The sequence below is a fragment of the Kitasatospora sp. NPDC001683 genome, from assembly GCF_053596495.1.
Map to the genome: position 1 here is coordinate 23,584 of NZ_JBSFGK010000036.1, position 19,275 is coordinate 42,858.

The following is a 19,275-nucleotide window of genomic DNA, read 5'->3' on the forward strand; positions in this document are numbered from 1 at the left end:
CGTGGCGTCGCCGGAGTGGAAGGGGGCTGCGGAGCCTACTCCACGGCCAGTTGGACCGCCTTCGCCGTGGTGTCCCCGGCGATCAGCGACGCCAGGTACAGGGCCATGTCCAGTCCGGCCGACACTCCCGCCGCCGTGATGATCTTCCCGGAGCGCACGTAGCGTTCGTGCGCGTACGTCACGTCGTAACCGACGACCACCGCGGGCGAACTCGCCCTGGTCCTCACCGCCGAACACCACCTGACCATGCACGTCTTCGACGCCGCCGCCACCGGGGCCATGCGTGCGATCTGCCAGGGCCAGGACAGCAGTCCCGATCCATCCCTCGATGGAGTGAGTCGCAATGACTCTGGTTGTGCGATAAGGGCTCGGAAGGCAGCTGGAGCGGGCCTCCCCGTGACGGGAGCCGATGGCCGCCGAGTTCGACGAACTGTTCGAGAGAACAAGCCGGTTCACCGCATGCGCCGGGCCACCAAGGCTCAGACGATGAGCTTCACCTCACCTCGCCCCATCGCCGGTGACGAGATCGGTTTCAGCTACTACCACGACCTGGCGGGGGCAACGAGGACTTCGGGCGCAGAGTGGTCAACGAGCCCTTCTACACAGACGGAGTCAAGCCTGTCCAGACCCCGTCGGTCACCTCCTACCCGTCCACCGACAACGCGTACCGCGTTTACGCACGGGCTGCTTCGGAATTCAGTGCCCGGGACGTGCTGCAGTACCCCGACTACCGCACCGACCTCGCGTCGGCCATGACCAACCGACAGGTGCTTGCCATGGCGAAAGACTTCCTCCTGTACGTGAAATCGGTGAAGAACCGCGGTACGGCCCATCGCGTCTGATGGGGGTCGGCCATTCCGCAGCAGACGCCGAGATTGCGCTGGTCTTCGCCGACCGTCTCACGCGGCCGGCGCCCCGTATCCAGCGCGCCGTCACCGAGCCGGACTTGCTGGAAGTCCTCGCCGCCCACTCGCCCCTGACCGCCCCGCCATGCACAGCGACGATGAGCCCGGCATGCCCCATCGAGGAGTCCCCGATGACGCGGAAGTCTTCGCCGCAGACGAAAGAGCCGAATTCGGACCATCCCCTGGAGGCCGCCCGAGCAGCCCTGATCTCCGGCGGTGCCCACCTCGTGCCCGCCGCCGTCACGACATCGTGCCTCGGTGTGCGGGAGGGGGACTGGGAACGCTTCCGTACCCACTGGGACCAACTGAGCGTGGACAGCTGCTCCTCGGCTCTGGGCGCGCGCCGGTTGCGCCGTTACGGGCAGTTCTTGCTCACGCCTGCGGTGGAGCGGATCAGGCTGCTGCTGCAGGCCGCTTTCGTGCAGCCGGAGGACAGCAATCCGCTCTACGTCGGCGTGGAGCGCACTTTCGAGCCCCTGACCGGCTCCTTCGTAGCCGACCCCTTGTTCCGAGCGGTGCTGCGACTGTTGGGACAGGTGGCGACGGCACTGGACGACCCGGCGGTGTGGAACGCGAAGGTGCACCCCTTCCGGGTCGTCGCTTCCCCGGAGGTGGACGGACTGCCCACACCGGAGGGCCCGCACCGCGACGGTGTCACCTTGGTGTCCTCCCTCCTGATCGGTCGGCAGAACGCCGTCGGAGGTGAGAGCTCCGTGTTCGATCCGGACGGAGGGCTGCTGTTGACTGCCACGCTCGGCGAGCCGGGAGCCGTGCTGCTCGGAGACGACCGCCGGACCCTGCACAGCGTGTCGCCGGTACGCCCCGTGGACCGAGGTCGTCCCGCGTATCGCGATGTTTTGGTGGTGACGCTCACACCGGGTTGAGGCCTGTGCGCACCCCGGTCGGAGCTCGGCGGCACCACCCGGCGGGTGCCCTGCCGCGACCGCCCCCGACATCGGCGACCGGCTGTCGTGCGGCGTCCCCGAGCTACGCGAACGATCGTCCGCCGCGCGTGTCGGCCCCTGAAAGACCCGACGGGGCGCAGTGGCCAGGCTAACGTCGACCGGCAGGTGATGTGGGGAGCACGGGAGGTTGCGGTGCCAGCGGCTCGCTCACGGACCAGTGCGACGAACTTGCCGATCGTCCTCGGGCTCGCCGCCGCCTACGCGGTCACGGCCGTCGACCCGCTGGTGCTCAACCTGAACCTGCCGCAGGTGAGCCGGGCGTTCCAGGTGCCGCCGCAGCTCGTCGGGTTGCTGGGTGGAGCGGCGACGCTGGTGATGGCCGCTGCCGTCCTCGCCGTGGGCGGCCTCGGGGACGTCTACGGGCTGAAGCGGCTGCTGAGGCTGGGGCTGGTGACCGTCACGGTCGTCAACCTGCTCTCCGTGTTCTCTCCCGGCTACAGCTTCCTGCTGGCCATACGCTTCCTGGACGGTCTGGGGATGACCGCGCTGCTGGGAGTGCCGCTGGCCCTGCTGAAGGTGTCGTTGCCCGCGGAGAAGCGGCCGGCGGCGATCGGCGTCTTCGTGGCGGTCGAGACGATCATGTGCGGGGTGACCCCCGCGTTCACGGGCTGGGCGGTGGCGGCCGTCGGTTGGCGGTGCCTGTTCCTGGTCGCCCCGCTGCTGTGCCTGGTTTCGCTCCGGCTGACGGCCCGGTATGTTCCGGAGTCCCGTGTCCAGCAGCGCCGGAGGCTCGACGTGGTCGGAGTCGCGCTTGTCGGAGTGGCCCTACTGGCCCTCGTCATCGGTCTGGCCGCGGCGCAGAACAGCGTCTCCCAGCCCGGGGCCTGGCTGCCGCTGGTGATCAGCGTGGCCGCCGCCGCGCTCTTCGTGCTCCATGAACGCCGCGCCGCCGAGCCCGCCGTGGATCTGGCGCTGTTCCGCAGCCCCGCGTTCGCTGTGGCCCTGGCCGCGACCCTCACGTTGAACTTCCTCGTTGCCGGGTACGGTGTCGTCCTGGGCCAGTTCGGCAGCATGGTGCTGTCGCTGTCCCCCCAGGCCATCGGCCTGCTGTACCTGCCCGGCACACTGCTGATCGCCAGTGCCGTGGTGCTGGCCGGCCGCCTGGTCGGGAAGTGCTCCCCGCGGCCGGTGATGGTCGCCGGCCTTTTGCTGATGGCGGCGAGCGGGCTGCTGATGGCAGGCACCGTCAGCCCAGCGATGGCGCTCTGGCTGCTCGTGCCGACCACCTGGCTGTGCGGTCTGGGGTCGCTGGTCACCGCCACGGCGGTGTCCGAGACGGTCCTGTCCCACGCGCCGCCCGGGCATTCCGGGACGGTGGCCTCGGTGCAGTCGGCGTTCGGGATGACGGGCTACGCGTTCGGACCCACCGTCTACCTGCTGCTCTTCGACGCCTTCTTCCACCGGCGGTTGCTGGCGGACGCCAAGTCGCGTGGATTGTCGGTGACCCAGGCCGTACAGGCCGTGGACGCCGTGCGCAGCGGAATGGCGCTCAGCCCGGGGAGCGCCGGATACGACTCCAATCTGCTCCGGCAGACGGCCGAGCTGAGCCTCGGACCGGACGTCGCCGACGGGCTGCGGCTGACCATGCTGACCGTCAGCCTGCTGCCGCTCGTGGTGGCGGTCACGGCCCATGTGGTCATGCCCCGGCGCAAGGGGCTCCGGGCGTAGGGCCGGTGGCGACGGAACGGATCCTTTCGGGGCAGGTGTATGCGCCTGTCGCAGCTGCCGGGGGTGTATCCGGTGCAGGGTGACACCGCTCTGCTGATCGATTGCCTGGCCTGCGAGCGGGACTGCGCTGCTCCTGGAGTTGGGCACCGGCACTGGGGCGGTCGCCGTCGTGGCCGCCCAGGCCGGGGCCCGGGTGACCGCCGTTGACGTGTCATGGCTGGCTCTGGCCACCGCCTGGGCGAACGCTCAGCTGAACCGCTGCCGGATCCGGCCGCGCCACGGGGACCTCGGCACCCCCGTGGCTGGACGGTGGTTCGACCTGGTGGTCAGCAATCCGCCCTACGTCCCCGCACCGAGCCGGGACGCGCCGCCACGCGGCACCGCCCGGTCCTGGGCAGCCGGCTGGGACGGTCGACTGTTGCTGGACCGGATCTGTGTCCAGGCCCCGCGCCTGCTGAGGCCCGGGGGCGTACTGCTGCCGGTCCAGTCGTCGCTGGCGGACATCGACCGGACCACGGCCGCGCTTCGGAGGTCCGGTCTGGCCGCTTCGGTCGTCGCCCGCCGTCGGCAGGCGTTCGGGCCGGTGATGTCCGCCCGGGCCGAATGGTTCGAGCAACGCGGGCTGATACCGCCCGGCCGGCGCGATGAGGAGCTGGCGGTGGTGCGCGCTGTCCGCCTCGGGTGAACGCGAGCCGCGGCTGGTGCGGCTGACCGGGTCAGGGCCTGTGCTGGTCGAGGGGCCGGTGGAGGTCGTCCTGCCTGACGGCTCGACGGTCCGCTCCGAGCGCCCCGTCGTGGCGCTGTGCACCTGCCGACGCAGCCGGCGGTACCCGTTCTGCGACACCAGCCACCGCCTCCGCCGGACGCCGGGCCCGTCCGTCGAGCCGCCCGCCCCGCAGTGAGCTGAGGCCCTGCCGCCAGTTCTGCAGCAGATGGTCGCCGAGGTCGCCCTCCACCGGACACCCGGACGCCAGGCCGAAGGCGATGTCCGGCTCCAGCTCCGGTTCGTCCTGCAGCAGCGGGCGGATGACACCGTGCCGCACGAGCTGCTCGTGGACGGCGTCGGCTTCGACGTGCTCGCGGTTCCCGCAGTCCGGCCAGGAAGGAACGCTCGAGTTCCCGGCGCAGCCGCAGCAGTCCGTGATCCCACTCCCACTCCGTGTCCACCCCCGCGAAGTCCTGGTAGTGCAGTTCGTGGCAGACGTAGAGGGCGAGCTGGAAGTCCTCGGCCCACGGATCGGACTTCTGCGCGTCGCGGACATCCGGCGCCGTGCCGATCCCGGGCGAACCGCCGGACAGCCGGGCGCACACCGCCTCGGAGATCGGGCCGCGCGGTGGTGGCAGCGGTGGACCGGACATCGGGTTCCTCCTGGATGCTCAGACAGAAACGTTCCTCGGAGCTCCTTGGGGGCGGTGCTCGCCCCGGCGTGCTGTGAAGTCCGGTACCGTCGAGCTGCGGCTGGCAGGTCGCCCGGACCTTCACCGCTGTGCTCGGCCCGGCGGATCTCCGGTCCGGGCGCCCTCAGGGGAGACGCGTGATCGGCGGACAGGACCAGTGCGCGTCGATGACCTCGGCGCGCGGCAGGTACATGCGCAGGATGACGAACCAGGTGTCCTGCGACGGTATCGGCAGCCAGTTGGCCTCCCGGCCGGGGCCGGGCGAGTCGGGACGCATGGAGATGGTCAGGCCGCCAGCGAGGTCGGTGGCCAGCCCCGGGGTGCGGTCGCCGATCGAGTAGCGGTCGATCGGGTTGGTGATCAGGTTCCGGTTCTCGTCGTAGGCGGTGAGGGACCAGAACGCGTCGACCGGGGGCAGCTGTCCCGGTTCGAAACGGATCTCGTAGCGGCCGGTGGAGAGCCTCTCGCCTGCGGCGTCGTGGAAGGCGACGAGGTAGATCGCTTCGTCGAGATCGTTGGCGGCGACACCGAAGAGGGCCTGCTCGGCGGCACGCTTGAGGAAGTCGTCCCCGAAGTGGCCCATCTGCGGCGGCGGGTAACGCCAGCCGTTGATCGTCTTGGCCCAGTCGCCGCTGAGCAGTTGCTGTTCGAGCATGGGCAGGCCGGAGGCGGCGGCAGCGACCAGGCCCGCCTTGACCGATTCGGGCTGGGACTCGACGTCCAGGCCAGGCCCGACGCCGAGCTGCGCGAACTGTCTCAGCAGGAGTTCGTGGTGCTCCGGAGGAGGGTTCTCGGCCAGCATCGCGTTCAGCGTCTTCCACGCCCCGAGCGGATCCTGCGCCGGATCGACGGGTTCCAGCACGTCGTGGCGCTCCGGCAGCGTGGCGTTGTCTTTACCGAACAGCTGGAGTGGAGTCAGTCGGTACTGGTCCTGCAACGCGTGGACGGCGGGCAGGTCGTGCTCGCCTTCGATGAGGGTACGGCCGAGGACGATGATCCAGGGGCTGGCGGCCGTCGCGGTGCGGCGCACTCCTTCGGGCAGCGTCCCCCGCCAGCCCGGGCCGATGAGTGCGAAGTCACCGGCCCGGGATCCCGTCGCTCGCCTACCGACGTAGTCGTAGTTGTCCGAGGTGATGGCCACCAGTTCGAAAGTGAAGTAGCGATCGCCCATCTCCGGGTGGGAGAGGATGACGGGGCCCTCGCTCAGATCGACCCAGGCAGCCGAGTAGAGAGTGTCGTTGTTGGGGGCCCGGCCTTCCCGGTCGGAGTCGTCGAAGAGCTTGCGAGCGTGCCAGAAGTGGTTGACCGCGGAGTGCGGGGTCATGTCCGTTTCGGGCTTCCGGGTCACCCAGTCGTAGCGGAGCCGGGCGTTGTAGATGTAGGGAAAGCCGTAGACGAAGGCCTGTTCTCCGAGGGTGTAGGCGTATTCGTGGCGCCAGTCGTGGCGCAGTTGCCGCGCGGGGCCGCTGCTCGTGGCCGTGGTCGTCATGACCGCGCTCCTCTCCTCTGGTTGAGTTGAGCAGCACGGCCTCTCACCACACCGCGGGCTGGTGGAACCCAGGCCCCATGGCCGACAGGCGGCTTCGTGCGCCGTGCTTCGCCGGGCACCTGGCGAGTGCTCCATACGGGTGAACGTACTTCTTCGAGTAGATCACCAGGCGCCGAGCTCGGCAACCGAGCTCGGCGGTCCGGCCCGCTCCGTCTGCCGGGAGCCGACAGCCGACGCACGGACACCCGACGTCGCCGCACCGGCCAACAGGGTCCACCGGCTCCGGCTCAGAAGGCAGAGCCCACTGAACACTGCCCAAGCAGCGACGGAACCGAGCTAGGGCCTGTTGCGAAAGTCGGTCTTGGCCGTGAGATGATCTTGCTCTGTGTGGCGTGGTGATCTGACGAGCGGCCAGTGGGAACTGCTGGAGCCCCTGTTGCCGATGGGCAAGAAGCCGGGCCGCCCGCCGGTGTGGACCCGTCGGCAGCTGATCGACGGCATACGGTGGCGAACCCGGACCGGGGCGCCCTGGCGAGACATACCTGAGCGGTACGGGCCGTGGGACCGGTGTTACGACCTGTTCCGGCGGTGGCAGCGTAACGGCACCTGGCAGCGGATCCTGGAGCAGTTGCAGGCCGACGCCGACGCCAAGGGGCTGATCACCTGGGATGTGTCCGTGGACTCCACGGTGGCCCGGGCCACCAGCACGCCGCCGGGGCACGCAAAAGGGGGACCTGCAGAAGGAGCCGCCCGGCGGTGTCGTCGTCGAGCCGGCCGACCATGGGCTGGGCCGGTCGCGGGGCGGGCTGACCACCAAGCTGCACCTGGCAGTCGAGCAGGGACAGCGGGCCCTGGCGCTGGTCGTCACCGCCGGGCAGCGCGGTGACTCCCCGCAGTTCCAGACGGTGCTGGGGCGCATTCGGGTGCCCCGGCTCCGCCGGGGTCGCCCACGCACCAAGCCGGACAAGGTGCGTGCCGACAAGGCATACGGGTCCCGCGCCAACCGCGCCTACCTGCGCAGACGCGGGATCCGCTGCACCATCCCCGAGAAGAAGGACCAGATCCGCAACCGCCTCAAGCTCGGCTCGCGCGGCGGTCGGCCGCCGAAGTTCGACAAGGCCGACTACCGCGAGCGCCACGCGGTGGAATGCGGGATCAATCGCCTCAAGCGCCACCGGGCCGTGGCCACGAGGTACGACAAGCTCGCCGTCCGCTACGAGGCGACGGTGCTGGTCGCCGTCATCAACGAGTGGCTGTGACCAGCACCATCGCCGCCGAGCCTAGTCCCACACAATGGACCACACAGTCGCGCCGGGTGGCACCTCCGGAATGTCACGAAAGACATCTACCAGCTCTGGGATCACACCGCTGGCCTCGAACCCCTCGATCCACGCAGCGCAGACACTCTCGTCCGCCGTGGTGCAGATGGCGACGGCCTCACCGGCGAGTTCATCCATCTCCAATGTCTCCGGGTGCAGTTGCACCCGGACCCAGGCGACGTCCTCGCGCCTCTCGATGGCGCGGAAACGCTCGGCCAGTTCCGCGAGAGCAGACCGCCCATAGCCCCATTGGTTCGGCGCGATGCATCCTTCGTTGTCGTTACCGTCGAAGAACTCGTCCAGAGTGAGCAACGGCATCACGCCTTCGTCACCAGCACGGTTGATCACTTGCTCGGCGGAGATCATGGTCAAGGATCCTTGCATGACGGAGTGACAGTAGATCGCTCGACGCATAGGCGAAGTGATCACGGCCAACACTTTCGCAACAGGCCCTAGTGCTAGTAACCGATGCTGCGCGCTGCCAGTCACCCCGATTCACGGGCCAGCGCACGCGCCGCCGCCAACGGAAGCGCACTCCAGATCGCGCGATCCCGGCTCGCGCACCAGTATGGAAGGCGTATCCGGCCTGAGTGAGGAGGTTGGAGATGGCTGGCGATCTGCTGCGCGGACGCCTGTGCCGGTGGTGCTCGTTCCCGCGCCCGGTCGGCAGCCCGCCGGCACGTATTGGCATCGCGGCGAACCTCCGGGCATCCATCGTCCACCTCACGCTGACCACCATCAACGTCACCGACGGTCTGCTGAAAGTCGTGGCCGACTACGACAACGGGTGGGCCAGCGCTGAGCAGTCGGGACGTCAGGCGGTGGCTGTGGTGACAACAACCGCCGGGCCACTGCGATGAGCGTCGCCGGGGTACCTGGTCAGCCCGCGGCGGGGAGCGAAGGAAGAAGTTCGCCGCCCGGGAGTGCGCCACCGATTCTCACCCTCACGCTGAACCCTACGGTCGACATCTGCTGCGACGTCGGCCATCTGGTGGACATCGGCAAGACCCGCGCCCGGGTCAGGTACGTGGCCGCCGGCGGCGGAGGGATCAACGTCGCCCGCGGCGTGGCGCGGTTCGGGGGGCGGGCAACCGCCTTCCACACCGCTGGCCAGGAGATCGGCCAGCGCCTGAACCGGCTACTGGACGAGGAGGGCGTCGACCACCTCGCCCTCGGGATCGCGGGTGAAACCCGCGAAGCGTTCGTACTGTTCGAGACCGAGTCACGCCGCAGCTATCACATCGTGCCGCACGGCCCGCGACTCGACGACGACGAGGGACGGCGCTGCCTGGACGTGCTGGAGCGGGCAGCGGGCGCTCACCCGTATGTCGTAGCCAGTGGCAGTCTGCCCGGCGGCCTGCCCGACGACTTCTACACGACCGTCGCCCGCCGGGTCAGGGGAGCCGGCTCCAGACTGCTACTGGACACCTCGGGACCGGCCCTGCGCGAGTCGCTGCACGAGGCCGTCTTCCTGCGTAGATGCAACCGTAGCGAGGCCGCCTACCTCGCCGGCCGGGCCGTGCGGAGCTTCGACGACGCCCGCGCAGTCAACGAGCAGCTGCTCGCCGCCGGAGCATCCGAGATCGCCATCACCACCCTCGGGGAACTCGGAGCGCTGTGCTCGACCGTTCAGCGGCACATGGAGCTGCATGCGCCGCCACCGCCCGGAGAGCCCCTCAGCGACGCCGGAGCCGGGGACGCCATGATCGCCGCAATCGTCACCCGCTTGGCCGAAGGCGACGATCCGGTCGACGCCTGCGCGCTCGGGGTGGCCACAGCTGTCGCATCGATGCTCACCCCCGGCATCGAACCGTTCGATCGGGAGGTGGCCGAGTCCCTCCGCCCCGCGGTGCGGATCACTCGGCTCGGAGGCTGATAACCCCCGCCTGCCGGGACCCGGCCACGGGTCGGCGGTCCGTCCGCCAACGACCGCCGGGCGGATACCGGGCCCGCCGGTTCCCTCGGCATCACTCCGGGTTCGCGGACGGGCCCACGACGGCCGACCGGCTCGTCGGCACCCGCCGCGCCGAGGGTCGGCGGCGGCGCAGGACGTGGAAACTGAGAACCGAACAGAAGAGGGAGACGAACAGGACCTGGGCACGCTCGGGAACGCCGACCGCCCGCGAGCCGACCAGCACCATCGCGATCTCCCCGAGCCCCAGGGCCCCCACCGCGAGCCCGGCCGCCAGGGTGAACAGGCCGAGCCGGTGGTGACCCGGCAGCCCGAGCAGCACGGCGCCGAAGAGTACGGCGGCGATCACCGCAGCCGTGAACTCCAGCAGGCTGGTCAACGTGTGAGTCTGGGCGAGCTGCGCCGTGACGGTGCTCCGGTCCAGGGCTCGGCAGACCGGGTCGGCCGACGGCGCGCAGGGCATCGGCCACACGCCGTCGGCGGCCGAGCTCAGCCCGGTGACCGCGAGGGCGATCGCGGCGGCCACCGCCCGCCGGCTCCCCCGGACGCACGAGGTCGCGAGGCCCGACGCGAGGACGACCAGGCCCACCCCGCCGATCGTGTCGCCCACACGGAACACCACGGCCCCGGGCTGGCCCGCCACGGACAGCTCGCTGACGTACGACCGGATCACGCTCAGCCGCGAGCCCACCACCCACTGCAGCAGGAACGAACTGTAGGCGACGGACGCGAGCAGCCCCACCGCGGCGGCCATGGTCACCCAGGGACCGCCCCGAGTACACGGGGCTCTCGCCCGCAGCAACACCTCACACATGATCGCGGCTCCCGTCCGGCACGCTCGCCCAACACCCACCACCCTAGGACGTGCGCGATCAGGGGCCGTTGCCAGCGGAGGAGAGGTTGAGCTCTTGTTGGTCAGCGGAGAGTCCGGGCCGACCGTGTCGGCCAGGGCGACCGGCAGGGCGAGCCGGTTGAGAAAGGACGGATCCGCGATCTCGACGCGGCCCTGCCGCCGGGCACAGCCGCGGCTTCGACGGCGATGGCCGCAGACGCCGAGACCGACCGGTACTGCGCGCCGTGCATGGACGGGTCAGCCAGGCCATGGCCCAGCACATCGCCCCGCAGGCGCGCGACCCGACCGACCCGTTCTCGCGCGGGGCCGGGCGGCCGGTACGGCGGGCCGTTCGGCCCTGGTACCGCGACGGGGCGCGAGTAGCATGGGAGTTGGCCTGCAGGGCGAGCGAGGGAGCTCGGCCGGAGCGGCTCCGGATGGTCAAACTGCGCTGTTCGGGGCCGATCTCGACGGTCGGGCTGAGAGGCCGGAAGGGTGTCGACGAGCCCCCGATGGCGACCTCCACCACCTGATCCGGGCAATTCCGGCGTAGGGAGCCCACCTTGCAGGTTCCATCATGGCGAAGGTAGGACGGCCCGGTGCCGGTCCCCCGGTGCCCGCGGGATCGGCGTCGGGCCGTTCGCGCGCCCAGGGCGGGTCGCGCTCGTCCGACCCTTGTGTCAAGTTCACCCGGCGGCGTCGGGGTACCCCAGAAGCGCCCCCAGCGCGTCGGGGAGGGGGAGTTCGTCGTGGGGGACGACGACGAGTTCCGCGCCGGTGCCTACGACCGCGCGGATCAGTGCGGCGTCGGCCGGTTCCTCCCAGCTGGACTCGATTCCGATGTCTGTCAACTCATACCTTGTCAGGCCGATCTGCTTCGGCGTCATGCCGACCCACAGCCGCCGGTGCAGGTCGAACGGGTCATCGATCAGGACGGCTTCGGCCTGGCCCCGGCGCAGGGCGGCGATCGTGTCCGTGAGCCCCTCGGCCGCGCCGCTGCCGCGGGCACGGCGGGCCGGAACCGTTCCACGCAGGCGTTGGCCACGGGCGGATAGCCGGCCGCGGAAGAGGTAGCCGAGTTCCTCTTCCAACAGCGCGCGCTCGGGTTCGGCGTCCGGGCCGCTGCTGTCGATTCCGACGAGTCGCGGGCGCATACGCTTGGGCAGTTCGCGGGGACCTGCGCCCGCCGTCTCCCGGGTCGGTGGCAAGGCGACGCAGCGGTCGCTGCGCCCGTTGCACGGCCAGGGTCAGTAGGGCGAGCAGAAGGGCCAGGACGGCGAGCCAGAGCGGGCGCAGTGCCCACCACTGCCAGGAGCCGACAGCGGGCTGGGACACGAGCCCCGGCGGGTAGAGCGTGATCGTGACGATCACCACCGGGACGGGGTGCCACGGGTAGACCGTCATCACCGCCCGGTTGAGGCGGGCGAGCCGGTTCCGCCGCTTCGCTGTGGCGAGCAGACGCTGCCCGGAGGGCTCCGCCGCCAGGAGGAGGCCGCACTGGGTCGCGGCGAAGGCGAGCAGGGCGATGGACGGCGGCGTGGTGTTGCCGGCGCGGCTGCCGGTACCGACCATGTCCATCGGGAACGGGCCCCAGGCCAGCAGGCCCGCGAGGAGAGCCGCACCGGCCGCGGCCATCACGAACGGGCGGCGACCGCTGGTGAGTTGACCGTCGTGCCAGGCGAATCCCTACTGGTGCATGGAGCCCCACACCAGCAGGTAGTTGGCGAAGCCGACCACTGGCAGACGCGGGCCGAGTACCGCGAGATCCACGGCCGCGGCGGCGATCGCCATCACGAAGGGCAGCCGGAGACCCCACCGGTGATGCGCGGCGAGGAGCACGGGAGTGAGAGCGATCAGCAGCAGGTAGACCGGCAGGAACCACAGGTGCAGGGCGATGTACCAACCGGTCTGCGCCAGTTCACCCCGACCTGTGCCGCTCGCCCGGGCCGCGGCGACCCCGAGGAAGGCCGCGGCCAGATACACCGTGGCGGGCCAGAGCAGCCGGAGGGCACGTCGGCGCACCCAGCTCACCCAGTCCCCGCCGTGGCCGCAGTGCTCGGTCCACGAGGCCGTGTTGGCGAAGCCTCCGACCAGGAAGACGACCGGCATCACCTGGAACAGCAGTGTCAGCCAGCGTCCCCAGACGACGTACTGCAACGCGTCCTGGCCCGAGAGCCGCCCGTCGCGGTAGGTGGGGTTCGTCACCAGCCAGTGGCCGAGGACGACCGTGCCGATCGCCCCCACGCGCAGGAGGTCCGCGTAGCGGTTGCGTTCCACGGTTCGGCTCTCCCGGCTGGGATGTTCGGGGTCCTCAGCGTGAGGTCAGGTCCTAGGCACCGAAGTAGAGACGCGGGAGATCGACCAGGATCAGCTCGCCATGGGCTTCGACAGACCGCAGACGCGCGCCGAACCCGGCCGCTCCGTAGAGGGCGGGCCGGGTGCGGCTCACGTTCTCGCCCAGCTCGGCGAGGGCGGCCACGATCCGCTGGACCTCGTGGAGGTGGGGCAGGTCCAGCATCTCGTTCCAGCGCGCCAGCCCGACCGAGAGCAGCGCCTGTCGGCGGCCGTGGGCCGTTCCAGCCACTCCGCGGAGCGGGCAGCCCTGGTCGTCGATCACCGGGATCGTGGTGATGTCGTTGCGGTGGAACAGCGCCGCGATCTCCTTGAACGGCGTGTCGGGCCGGGCCGTGGCGACCTCACGGGTCATCACGTCGCCGACGCTGCGGTGCTGCATCGTCCTCACTCCTTCTCCGGTGGTCCCGCCTTCACTGTCCGCCCGCCGCGGGCGCCCGCACAGGGCCGGACGGTCCCTGCCGCCAGGGCCGGTTCGGCCCAGGACAACGCGGCCTGGCGGCGGGACGATGGGGAAACCTCGTACCGTGCTGGAGGCGGCCATGACCACGGACACCGGCCAATCCAAACCGCAGCAGCCCCGACCACAGCCCCGACCGGGCCTGCTGACCTTCCTCGGCGGCGTGGGCACCGTCACCGGCAGCAAGTTCCTGGTCGAGACCGACCACGCCCGCCTGATGATCGACTGCGGCCTGTTCCAGGGCCTGGCCGAGCTCCGCCGCCGCAACCGGCGCCCGCTGCCGCTCGACCCCGCCGACGTCCAGGCCGTCGTGCTCACCCACGCCCACCTGGACCACTGCGGCTACCTGCCCCGCCTCGTCCGGGACGGATTCCGCGGGCCGGTGCTCACCACCCCCGACACCGCCCGGATCGCCGAGCTGATCCTGCGCGACAGCGCCCACCTGCTCCAGGAGGAGGCCGACCACGCCAACGAACACGGCTGGTCCAAGCACCGGCCCGCCGAGCCGCTCTACGACGAAAAGGACGTCGAGAACGCGCTGCGGATGTTCGACCCCGTCCCGCTGGACACCGACGTCGAGATCACCGCGGGCATCGTGCTCCGCCTGCACCGCGCCGGGCACATCCTCGGCTCCGCCTGGGCCCACCTCACCCTGGAGGACGGCCACACGCTGGCCGCCAGCGGCGACCTCGGCCGCCCCGTCCACCCGCTACTGCGCCCGCCCGAGCCCTTCGCCGGCGCCGACGTCCTGCTCATGGAGTCCACGTACGGCCACCGGCACCACGAGGAGACCGCCGCCCGCGAATGGTTCGCCCGCGCGCTGGAACGGACCCTCGCGCGCGGCGGCACTGTGGTCATCCCGTCCTTCGCCGTCGACCGCACCGAGGTCGTCCTGCACCAGCTCACCGAACTGCGCCGGGCCGGCCGCCTGCCGGCCAACGTGCCCGTGTACGTGGACAGTCCGATGGCGCTCGCCACCCTGCAGATCTACCGGGAGGCCTTCACCGCCGCCTCCGACCAGCTGCGCCCGGACGTCCTCGCCGAGGGCCCGACCGCCCTCGACCCGGAACCGTTCACCCTCATCCACTCGCTCCAGGACTCGCTCGCCCTGGACCACGCCCACGGCCCGGCCGTCATCGTCTCCGCCTCCGGCATGGCCACCGGCGGCCGCGTCGTCCACCACCTCGCCCGCCTGCTGCCCGACGCCCGCAACACCGCCGTCGTGGTCGGCTACGCCGCCGAGGGCACCCGCGCCCGCGACCTGGTGGACGGCGCGCGCACGCTGAAGATGTACGGCACCTACGTGCCGGTGCGCGCCGAGGTCGTCAACGTCCCCGCCTTCTCCGCGCACGCCGACGCCGCCGAGATCATCGAATGGCTGCGGACGGCCCCGCCACCGAGCGCGGTCTACCTCGTCCACGGCGAGCCCGAGGGCTCGGAAGCCCTGCGAGACCGGATCGATCGCGAACTCGGCTGGACGGCCGTGGTCCCGCGCTCGGGCGAGCGGGTGCTCGTCCTGTAAGCACGCGCCGCCCGGAAACGCCGGTCACCTCGGATCAGGAGTCCCATTGGCTTCGGCCCGAGCCGAACAGCCGAGGGACCGCGGCGGCGGCAAGCTCATCAAGAGCCTTCCGGTACTCGTGATCCTCCACAAGAACCATGACCAGTAATGCGGACATGCGATGCCAGGCCAACGGATCATGGGATGCCATGGGAACAGCGGCGTAGAGCAGCATGTTCGGACGAACGCCCCGCTCAAGCCGCTGGTCACCCTTCCCTATGAACCAGTCCAGCGCAGCTCTCACGGCGGGTTCGGGAATTGGCACACCAGGGAGCCTGGACCGGTCGGCCGGGCGACAACCTCGATCCGGAGCGTAGTGGCCACCTCCTCGTTCGGCCCGTGTTCCACTCTGCCGCCGTCGACCGTCCGTCCCCAGGCTTCCAAGAGCCGGCCTGAGTCGCCGGTCAGGGATGTCACAGGCGGGGCCGCCAGGCTCACGGCCCTGAGCCGGTCGGCCCTCGTGCCGGGCACCGGGCCTGCCTAACGTGGGAGCGAGGTCCGGTCGTCTGGTCCGAGGAGGAGCCATGACACCCGTGAGTTCGGACGGCCCGCGCCGTCCCGTCGTCCTCGGCGTCGACGCGCTCGACACCGGCCGGATGACCGCCGTCTGGGCCGCCGACGAAGCCCACCGCCGCGGACTGCCGCTGCGGCTGGTGCACGCCGCCCCCTCCCTGTTCCATGAGTTCGGCGTCTTCGACGAGGGCCGCTACCGCAAGGCCCTGCGCCAGCGCGCTGACCAGGCGCTCGACCGGGCCGCCAGCACGGCCCGCGAACGGCACCCCGGTCTGGAGCTCATCACGGCCGTCGACGAGGACTTCCCGGCCCTGGTGCTGTACAGGGAGTCCGTCCACGCCGAGCTGATGGTCCTGGGCTCCCGTCGGCTGGGGCGGACGGCCGAGCTGCTGAGCACCTACTCGGTGACCGTCCCGGTGAGCGCCCAGTCCCCCTGCCCGGTCGTGGTCGTCCGCGACCCCGAGCACGTCACCCAGGACCCGCCGTACGTCGTGGTCGGTGTGGACGGCAGCCCGTCCTCGCAGGCCGCCGTCGCCTTCGCACTCGACCTCGCCGCCGAACGGCGGGCCGCCCTGCGCGCCATCTGGGTGTGGCAGCGCCCACCAGTCGGCAACCTCGACGAGCCTGCCACCGAACGGATCCTCCGCCGGCTGCTCGTCGAGTCCACCGCCGGACGGCACGAGCGCCACCCCGACGTGACCGTCACCCACGAACTGGTGCACGGCCACCCGGTCGAGGAGCTGGGCGCCGCGTCCGAGCACGCCCTCGCCGTGGTCGTCGGCCGCCGCGGGCAGGGCGGTTTCACCGGCATGCGGCTGGGCTCCGTCCCGCACGGCCTGCTGCACCGCGCGCACTGCCCGATCGTGATCGTGCCCACTCCCCGGCGCTGAGCCGAGCCGACGCCGGGAGGCAGCGGTCGTCGCTCCCGCCGATCCTCGGTCGTGGACCACGGTCTCGGCATCCGGCTCGACCGGCCGTTCCCGCAGGCGGCCTGGAGCCTGGCCGCCACGATCGACTCGCCACGGGACTGAGGAGCACACCGTGAACCCTCCCGTCGTCGTCGGATTCGACAACTCGCCCGAAAGCCTCGCCGCCACCGCGTAGGCCGTCCACGAGGCGCAGTGCCGCAGGTGCTCTCTCGTACTTCTCCACGCCTGGCCCGGGCCGGCGCGGGACGTGGTCGGGAGCGACGAGACCTACCAGCGTGCCAGCCCTGGCGGGCCCGCTGCCCCCAGCTGGACGTGGCCGCCGACCTCGTCCGGGGCCACACTGCAGCCGTCCTCGTGGACACTGCGGCGACGGCCCGGCTGCTCGTCGTCGGCCGCCGCACCCGCTGGCTACCGCTCGGCACCCACCTCGGCCCGGTGGCCCATGCCGCGATCCACCACGTCCACTGCCCGGTCGAGGTCGTCCCGCACGGCTGACCGCCGCAAGACCGTCCGGTGGCCGATCCGGGCCGAACGGCCCACCTGCGGACCGCGCTCACGGCGCGAGCCTGGTGGTGACGAAAGGTGGAGACCATGCACACCGTGATCGTGTACGAAAGCATGTACGGCAACACCCGCGAGATCGCCGAGGCCATCGCCGAGGGCGTCCACCAGGCCGACCCCACCGCGTCCGTCGACTGCCTCCCGGTGGCCGAAGCCATCGCCGACGTGACCCGGTCCGCGGACCTGCTGGTGGTCGGCGGCCCGACCCACATCCACGGCATGTCCTCCGGGCTCAGCCGCCGGATGGCCGTCGCGGCCGAGAACCGCAAGGAAGGCCGCGAGAACGCCACCGCCGAAGCCCGGCAGACCGCCGAGGGACCGGGCCTGCGCTCCTGGTTCCACGACCTCCCGAACACCGAACCCGGCACCTACGCCGCCGCGTTCGACACCCGCGTCGGCACCCCACTGGCCGGCAGCGCAGCCGACGGCATCGCCCAGCGGCTCTCCCGACACCACTACGACGTGGTCGCCGAACCCGAGGGCTTCATCGTCGAGGGCACCGACGGCCCGCTGCGCGCCGGTGAACTCGACCGAGCCCGCGCCTGGGGCGCCCGCCTGGTCTGACCGGCCCGTCCCGGAAGAGGAGACCAGGTAGCAGCGCACCATTCATGACGTGATGACCCGGAACATGGTCGTCGCGCACCGCGAGACCACCTTCAAGGAGATTGCCGGGCTGTTCCACCGCCACGGCATCTCCGCCGTGCCGGTCGTCGACGAGCGGCACCGCCCCGGCCGCGCGCTCAGGTTCGCTCGGCCAGGAGGGCCGCGCCGTCCGCGAGGGTGGTCAGGCGCGGATAGTCGTCCTCGTCGATCCGGCACCCCGCCCGTTCGGACAGCCGCTCAACGAGGGTGAGGAAGTCGATGGAATCGAGTTCGAGCGTCTCCCGCAGGTCGATGTCCGGTCCGATCCGCCCGAAGTCCGCGTCCGGGACGATCTCAGTCAGCACCTCCTGGAGGAGGGCCAGGGCCTGGTCGTGGTTCACCTTTGATCTCCTAGGATGCCCCGGCCTCCAGGCCGGGGAGATGGGGGTCCCCCACCCGGAGGGTGGGGGAAGGTCCTTGGCTCGGAGCCGCGAAGCGGCGGAGTGGTCTTCGGAGGTTCTGACGTGAGCCGTTGTCAGTGCCTGTCGGTAGGTTGATCGTGTGCACCTGAGGTACTCCTATCGCATCTACCCGACGTCGGGTCAGCGCGCTGCGCTGGCCCGGACGTTCGGGTGTGCGCGGGTGGTGTACAACGACGCTCTCGCGGTGCGGAAGGAGGCCCGCAAGGACAGGGCGCCGTACCCCAAGAGCGCGGATCTTCAGAAGCTGGTGATCACGTCGGCGAAGAGGACCGCCGAGCGGGGGTGGCTGGCCTCGGTCGGGGTGGACCCGCTGATCCAGTCCCTCCGGGACCTGGCATCGGCTTACCGCAACTTCTTCGACTCGGTGTCCGGCAAGCGGCAGGGCCGGCCGGTCGGCTTGCCACGGTTCAAGTCGAAGCGCCACTCTCGGCAGAGCCTGCGGTTCACCCACAACGGGTTCCGCATCCGGTCCAACGGCAAGCTGAACCTGGCGAAGATCGGCGATGTGCGGGTGAAGTGGTCGCGGGCGCTGCCCGCCGACCCGTCGTCCGTGACGATCGTTCTGGACCCGTCCGGCCGCTATCACGCGAGCTTCGTCGTGGACGTGGAACCGGTCCACCTTCCCGAGATCGATGCCGAGGTCGGCATCGATCTCGGGCTGACCACCTACGCCGTCCTCTCCGACGGCTCGGTGATCGACAACCCTCGCTTCCTCCGCAAGGCGGAGAAGAGGCTCAAGGCCGCGCAGCGGGAGCTGTCCCGCAAGGCCAAGGGGTCGAAGAACCGGGCCAAGGCCCGGCGCAAGGTCGCCAAGGCCCACGCCAAGGTGGCCGACACCCGCATGGACTGGCTGCACCAGCAGACCACCAGGATCATCCGCGAAACCCAAGCGGTGTACCTGGAGGACCTGAACGTGCACGGCCTCGCCCGAGGCCGCCTGGCCAAGTCCGTCCACGACGCCGGATGGTCCACCTTCCGGCGACTCCTCGAGGAGAAGGCCGCCCGGTACGGGCGCACGGTCGGCATCGTGCACCGCGCGTTCCCGTCCTCCCAGCTCTGCTCGGGCTGTGGGCACCGCGACGGACCCAAACCCCTCGCGGTGCGCGAGTGGGCCTGCGGTGCGTGTGGTGTGCTGCATGACCGTGACCTCAATGCTGCTCGCAACATCCTGGCCGCCGGGCAGGCGGACAGGCTAAACGCCCCTGGAGGGCCGGTCAGTCCTGGTGCGGCGATCCCACGCCAGGCACGGCCCGTTGAACGGGGAACCCACCTCGGCGACCAGCGGTCCACGGGCGTCCGTGCCGCAGGCGCGGGAGGAATACCCGCCCCTTGAGGGCGGGGAGGGAT

General features: G+C 70.8%; 22 protein-coding genes and 2 pseudogenes. 14 read left to right on the forward strand and 10 right to left on the reverse strand.

Annotation, left to right across the window (positions count from 1 at the left end):
* Positions 1–35: 35 nt before the first annotated feature.
* Entirely contained in the window at positions 36–227 is a 192-nt protein-coding gene (locus ACWCYO_RS20555; protein WP_333493412.1) for a type 1 glutamine amidotransferase family protein, read from the reverse strand.
* Positions 228–581: 354 nt separating this feature from the next.
* Between ACWCYO_RS20555 and ACWCYO_RS20560 the strand changes: the two genes are divergently transcribed.
* From ACWCYO_RS20560 to ACWCYO_RS20580, 5 genes are all read left to right on the forward strand, one after another.
* Positions 582–842 carry a hypothetical protein gene (locus ACWCYO_RS20560; protein WP_270139960.1) on the forward strand — a complete coding sequence of 87 codons (261 nt, stop codon included), beginning with the start codon at positions 582–584 and terminating at the stop codon, positions 840–842.
* Between the two features lie 194 nt (positions 843–1,036).
* Positions 1,037–1,789 (forward strand): 2OG-Fe dioxygenase family protein, encoded by a 753-nt coding sequence (locus ACWCYO_RS20565; protein ID WP_270139962.1) that lies wholly within the window; start codon positions 1,037–1,039, stop codon positions 1,787–1,789.
* A gap of 249 nt (positions 1,790–2,038) precedes the next feature.
* Positions 2,039–3,538 carry an MFS transporter gene (locus tag ACWCYO_RS20570; protein WP_449785016.1) on the forward strand — a complete coding sequence of 500 codons (1,500 nt, stop codon included), beginning with the start codon at positions 2,039–2,041 and terminating at the stop codon, positions 3,536–3,538.
* Between the two features lie 139 nt (positions 3,539–3,677).
* Positions 3,678–4,223: a methyltransferase gene (locus tag ACWCYO_RS20575; RefSeq protein ID WP_449785017.1), complete on the forward strand. Its 546-nt coding sequence runs from the start codon at positions 3,678–3,680 to the stop codon at positions 4,221–4,223.
* Positions 4,183–4,440, forward strand: a complete 258-nt coding sequence (locus tag ACWCYO_RS20580; RefSeq protein WP_270139966.1) for a CDGSH iron-sulfur domain-containing protein — start codon at positions 4,183–4,185, stop codon at positions 4,438–4,440. Before ACWCYO_RS20575 ends, ACWCYO_RS20580 begins: the two co-directional genes overlap by 41 nt.
* Here ACWCYO_RS20580 and ACWCYO_RS20585 read toward each other — a convergent pair.
* Together ACWCYO_RS20585 and ACWCYO_RS20590 are read right to left on the reverse strand one after the other, a co-directional pair.
* Positions 4,432–4,617, reverse strand: a pseudogene (locus ACWCYO_RS20585) (iron-containing redox enzyme family protein); the annotation flags it as partial. The gene ACWCYO_RS20580 and the pseudogene ACWCYO_RS20585 overlap by 9 nt on opposite strands.
* Positions 4,618–5,060: 443 nt before the next feature.
* Positions 5,061–6,425, reverse strand: a complete 1,365-nt coding sequence (locus ACWCYO_RS20590; protein ID WP_449785018.1) for a DUF1254 domain-containing protein — start codon at positions 6,423–6,425, stop codon at positions 5,061–5,063.
* Positions 6,426–6,810: 385 nt separating this feature from the next.
* On the opposite strand from ACWCYO_RS20590, the pseudogene ACWCYO_RS20595 reads away from it, so the two are divergent.
* Positions 6,811–7,684, forward strand: a pseudogene (locus tag ACWCYO_RS20595) (IS5 family transposase).
* Positions 7,685–7,705: 21 nt separating this feature from the next.
* Here ACWCYO_RS20595 and ACWCYO_RS20600 read toward each other — a convergent pair.
* The gene (locus ACWCYO_RS20600) at positions 7,706–8,110 is read right to left on the reverse strand and encodes a hypothetical protein (protein WP_270139972.1); all 405 of its coding nucleotides are present in this window, start codon (positions 8,108–8,110) and stop codon (positions 7,706–7,708) included.
* 239 nt (positions 8,111–8,349) lie between these two features.
* Between ACWCYO_RS20600 and ACWCYO_RS20605 the strand changes: the two genes are divergently transcribed.
* Together ACWCYO_RS20605 and ACWCYO_RS20610 are read left to right on the forward strand one after the other, a co-directional pair.
* Positions 8,350–8,604, forward strand: coding sequence for a hypothetical protein (locus ACWCYO_RS20605; protein ID WP_449785019.1), 255 nt, complete (start codon positions 8,350–8,352; stop codon positions 8,602–8,604).
* On the forward strand, positions 8,601–9,620 hold the full coding sequence (locus tag ACWCYO_RS20610) for a 1-phosphofructokinase family hexose kinase (protein ID WP_270139978.1): 1,020 nt from the start codon (positions 8,601–8,603) through the stop codon (positions 9,618–9,620). Before ACWCYO_RS20605 ends, ACWCYO_RS20610 begins: the two co-directional genes overlap by 4 nt.
* Before the next feature lie 91 nt (positions 9,621–9,711).
* On the opposite strand, the gene ACWCYO_RS20615 is transcribed toward ACWCYO_RS20610, so the two are convergent.
* The 4 genes from ACWCYO_RS20615 to ACWCYO_RS20630 form a co-directional block, all read right to left on the reverse strand.
* Positions 9,712–10,410 (reverse strand): DUF998 domain-containing protein, encoded by a 699-nt coding sequence (locus ACWCYO_RS20615; protein ID WP_449785055.1) that lies wholly within the window; start codon positions 10,408–10,410, stop codon positions 9,712–9,714.
* 764 nt (positions 10,411–11,174) lie between these two features.
* Positions 11,175–11,642 carry a hypothetical protein gene (locus tag ACWCYO_RS20620; RefSeq protein ID WP_449785020.1) on the reverse strand — a complete coding sequence of 156 codons (468 nt, stop codon included), beginning with the start codon at positions 11,640–11,642 and terminating at the stop codon, positions 11,175–11,177.
* Between the two features lie 532 nt (positions 11,643–12,174).
* On the reverse strand, positions 12,175–12,765 hold the full coding sequence (locus tag ACWCYO_RS20625; protein ID WP_449785021.1) for an acyltransferase family protein: 591 nt from the start codon (positions 12,763–12,765) through the stop codon (positions 12,175–12,177).
* A 52-nt stretch (positions 12,766–12,817) separates the two neighbouring features.
* Positions 12,818–13,222, reverse strand: coding sequence for a CBS domain-containing protein (locus tag ACWCYO_RS20630; RefSeq protein WP_449785022.1), 405 nt, complete (start codon positions 13,220–13,222; stop codon positions 12,818–12,820).
* A 160-nt stretch (positions 13,223–13,382) separates the two neighbouring features.
* On the opposite strand from ACWCYO_RS20630, the gene ACWCYO_RS20635 reads away from it, so the two are divergent.
* Positions 13,383–14,822: an MBL fold metallo-hydrolase RNA specificity domain-containing protein gene (locus ACWCYO_RS20635; protein WP_449785023.1), complete on the forward strand. Its 1,440-nt coding sequence runs from the start codon at positions 13,383–13,385 to the stop codon at positions 14,820–14,822.
* A gap of 34 nt (positions 14,823–14,856) precedes the next feature.
* Here the strand turns inward: ACWCYO_RS20635 and ACWCYO_RS20640 are convergent, their stop codons facing one another.
* Positions 14,857–15,036, reverse strand: a complete 180-nt coding sequence (locus tag ACWCYO_RS20640) for a hypothetical protein (RefSeq protein ID WP_449785024.1) — start codon at positions 15,034–15,036, stop codon at positions 14,857–14,859.
* Between the two features lie 349 nt (positions 15,037–15,385).
* Here ACWCYO_RS20640 and ACWCYO_RS20645 point away from each other — a divergent pair, with 349 nt between their 5' ends.
* The 4 genes from ACWCYO_RS20645 to ACWCYO_RS20660 all read left to right on the forward strand — a co-directional run bounded on the left by ACWCYO_RS20645 (position 15,386) and on the right by ACWCYO_RS20660 (position 17,717).
* The gene (locus ACWCYO_RS20645; RefSeq protein ID WP_449785025.1) at positions 15,386–16,264 is read left to right on the forward strand and encodes a universal stress protein; all 879 of its coding nucleotides are present in this window, start codon (positions 15,386–15,388) and stop codon (positions 16,262–16,264) included.
* A 240-nt stretch (positions 16,265–16,504) separates the two neighbouring features.
* A complete protein-coding gene (locus tag ACWCYO_RS20650) occupies positions 16,505–16,798 on the forward strand; it encodes a universal stress protein (RefSeq protein WP_333493413.1) in 294 nt (97 codons plus the stop codon).
* Between the two features lie 96 nt (positions 16,799–16,894).
* Positions 16,895–17,428: a flavodoxin family protein gene (locus tag ACWCYO_RS20655; RefSeq protein ID WP_270139989.1), complete on the forward strand. Its 534-nt coding sequence runs from the start codon at positions 16,895–16,897 to the stop codon at positions 17,426–17,428.
* 52 nt (positions 17,429–17,480) lie between these two features.
* Entirely contained in the window at positions 17,481–17,717 is a 237-nt protein-coding gene (locus ACWCYO_RS20660; RefSeq protein ID WP_449785056.1) for a CBS domain-containing protein, read from the forward strand.
* On the opposite strand, the gene ACWCYO_RS20665 is transcribed toward ACWCYO_RS20660, so the two are convergent.
* Positions 17,605–17,847, reverse strand: a complete 243-nt coding sequence (locus tag ACWCYO_RS20665; RefSeq protein WP_270139991.1) for an acyl carrier protein — start codon at positions 17,845–17,847, stop codon at positions 17,605–17,607. The two genes, ACWCYO_RS20660 and ACWCYO_RS20665, sit on opposite strands and share 113 nt — an antisense overlap.
* A gap of 160 nt (positions 17,848–18,007) precedes the next feature.
* Between ACWCYO_RS20665 and ACWCYO_RS20670 the strand changes: the two genes are divergently transcribed.
* Entirely contained in the window at positions 18,008–19,261 is a 1,254-nt protein-coding gene (locus tag ACWCYO_RS20670; RefSeq protein WP_449785026.1) for an RNA-guided endonuclease InsQ/TnpB family protein, read from the forward strand.
* Positions 19,262–19,275: the final 14 nt, after the last annotated feature.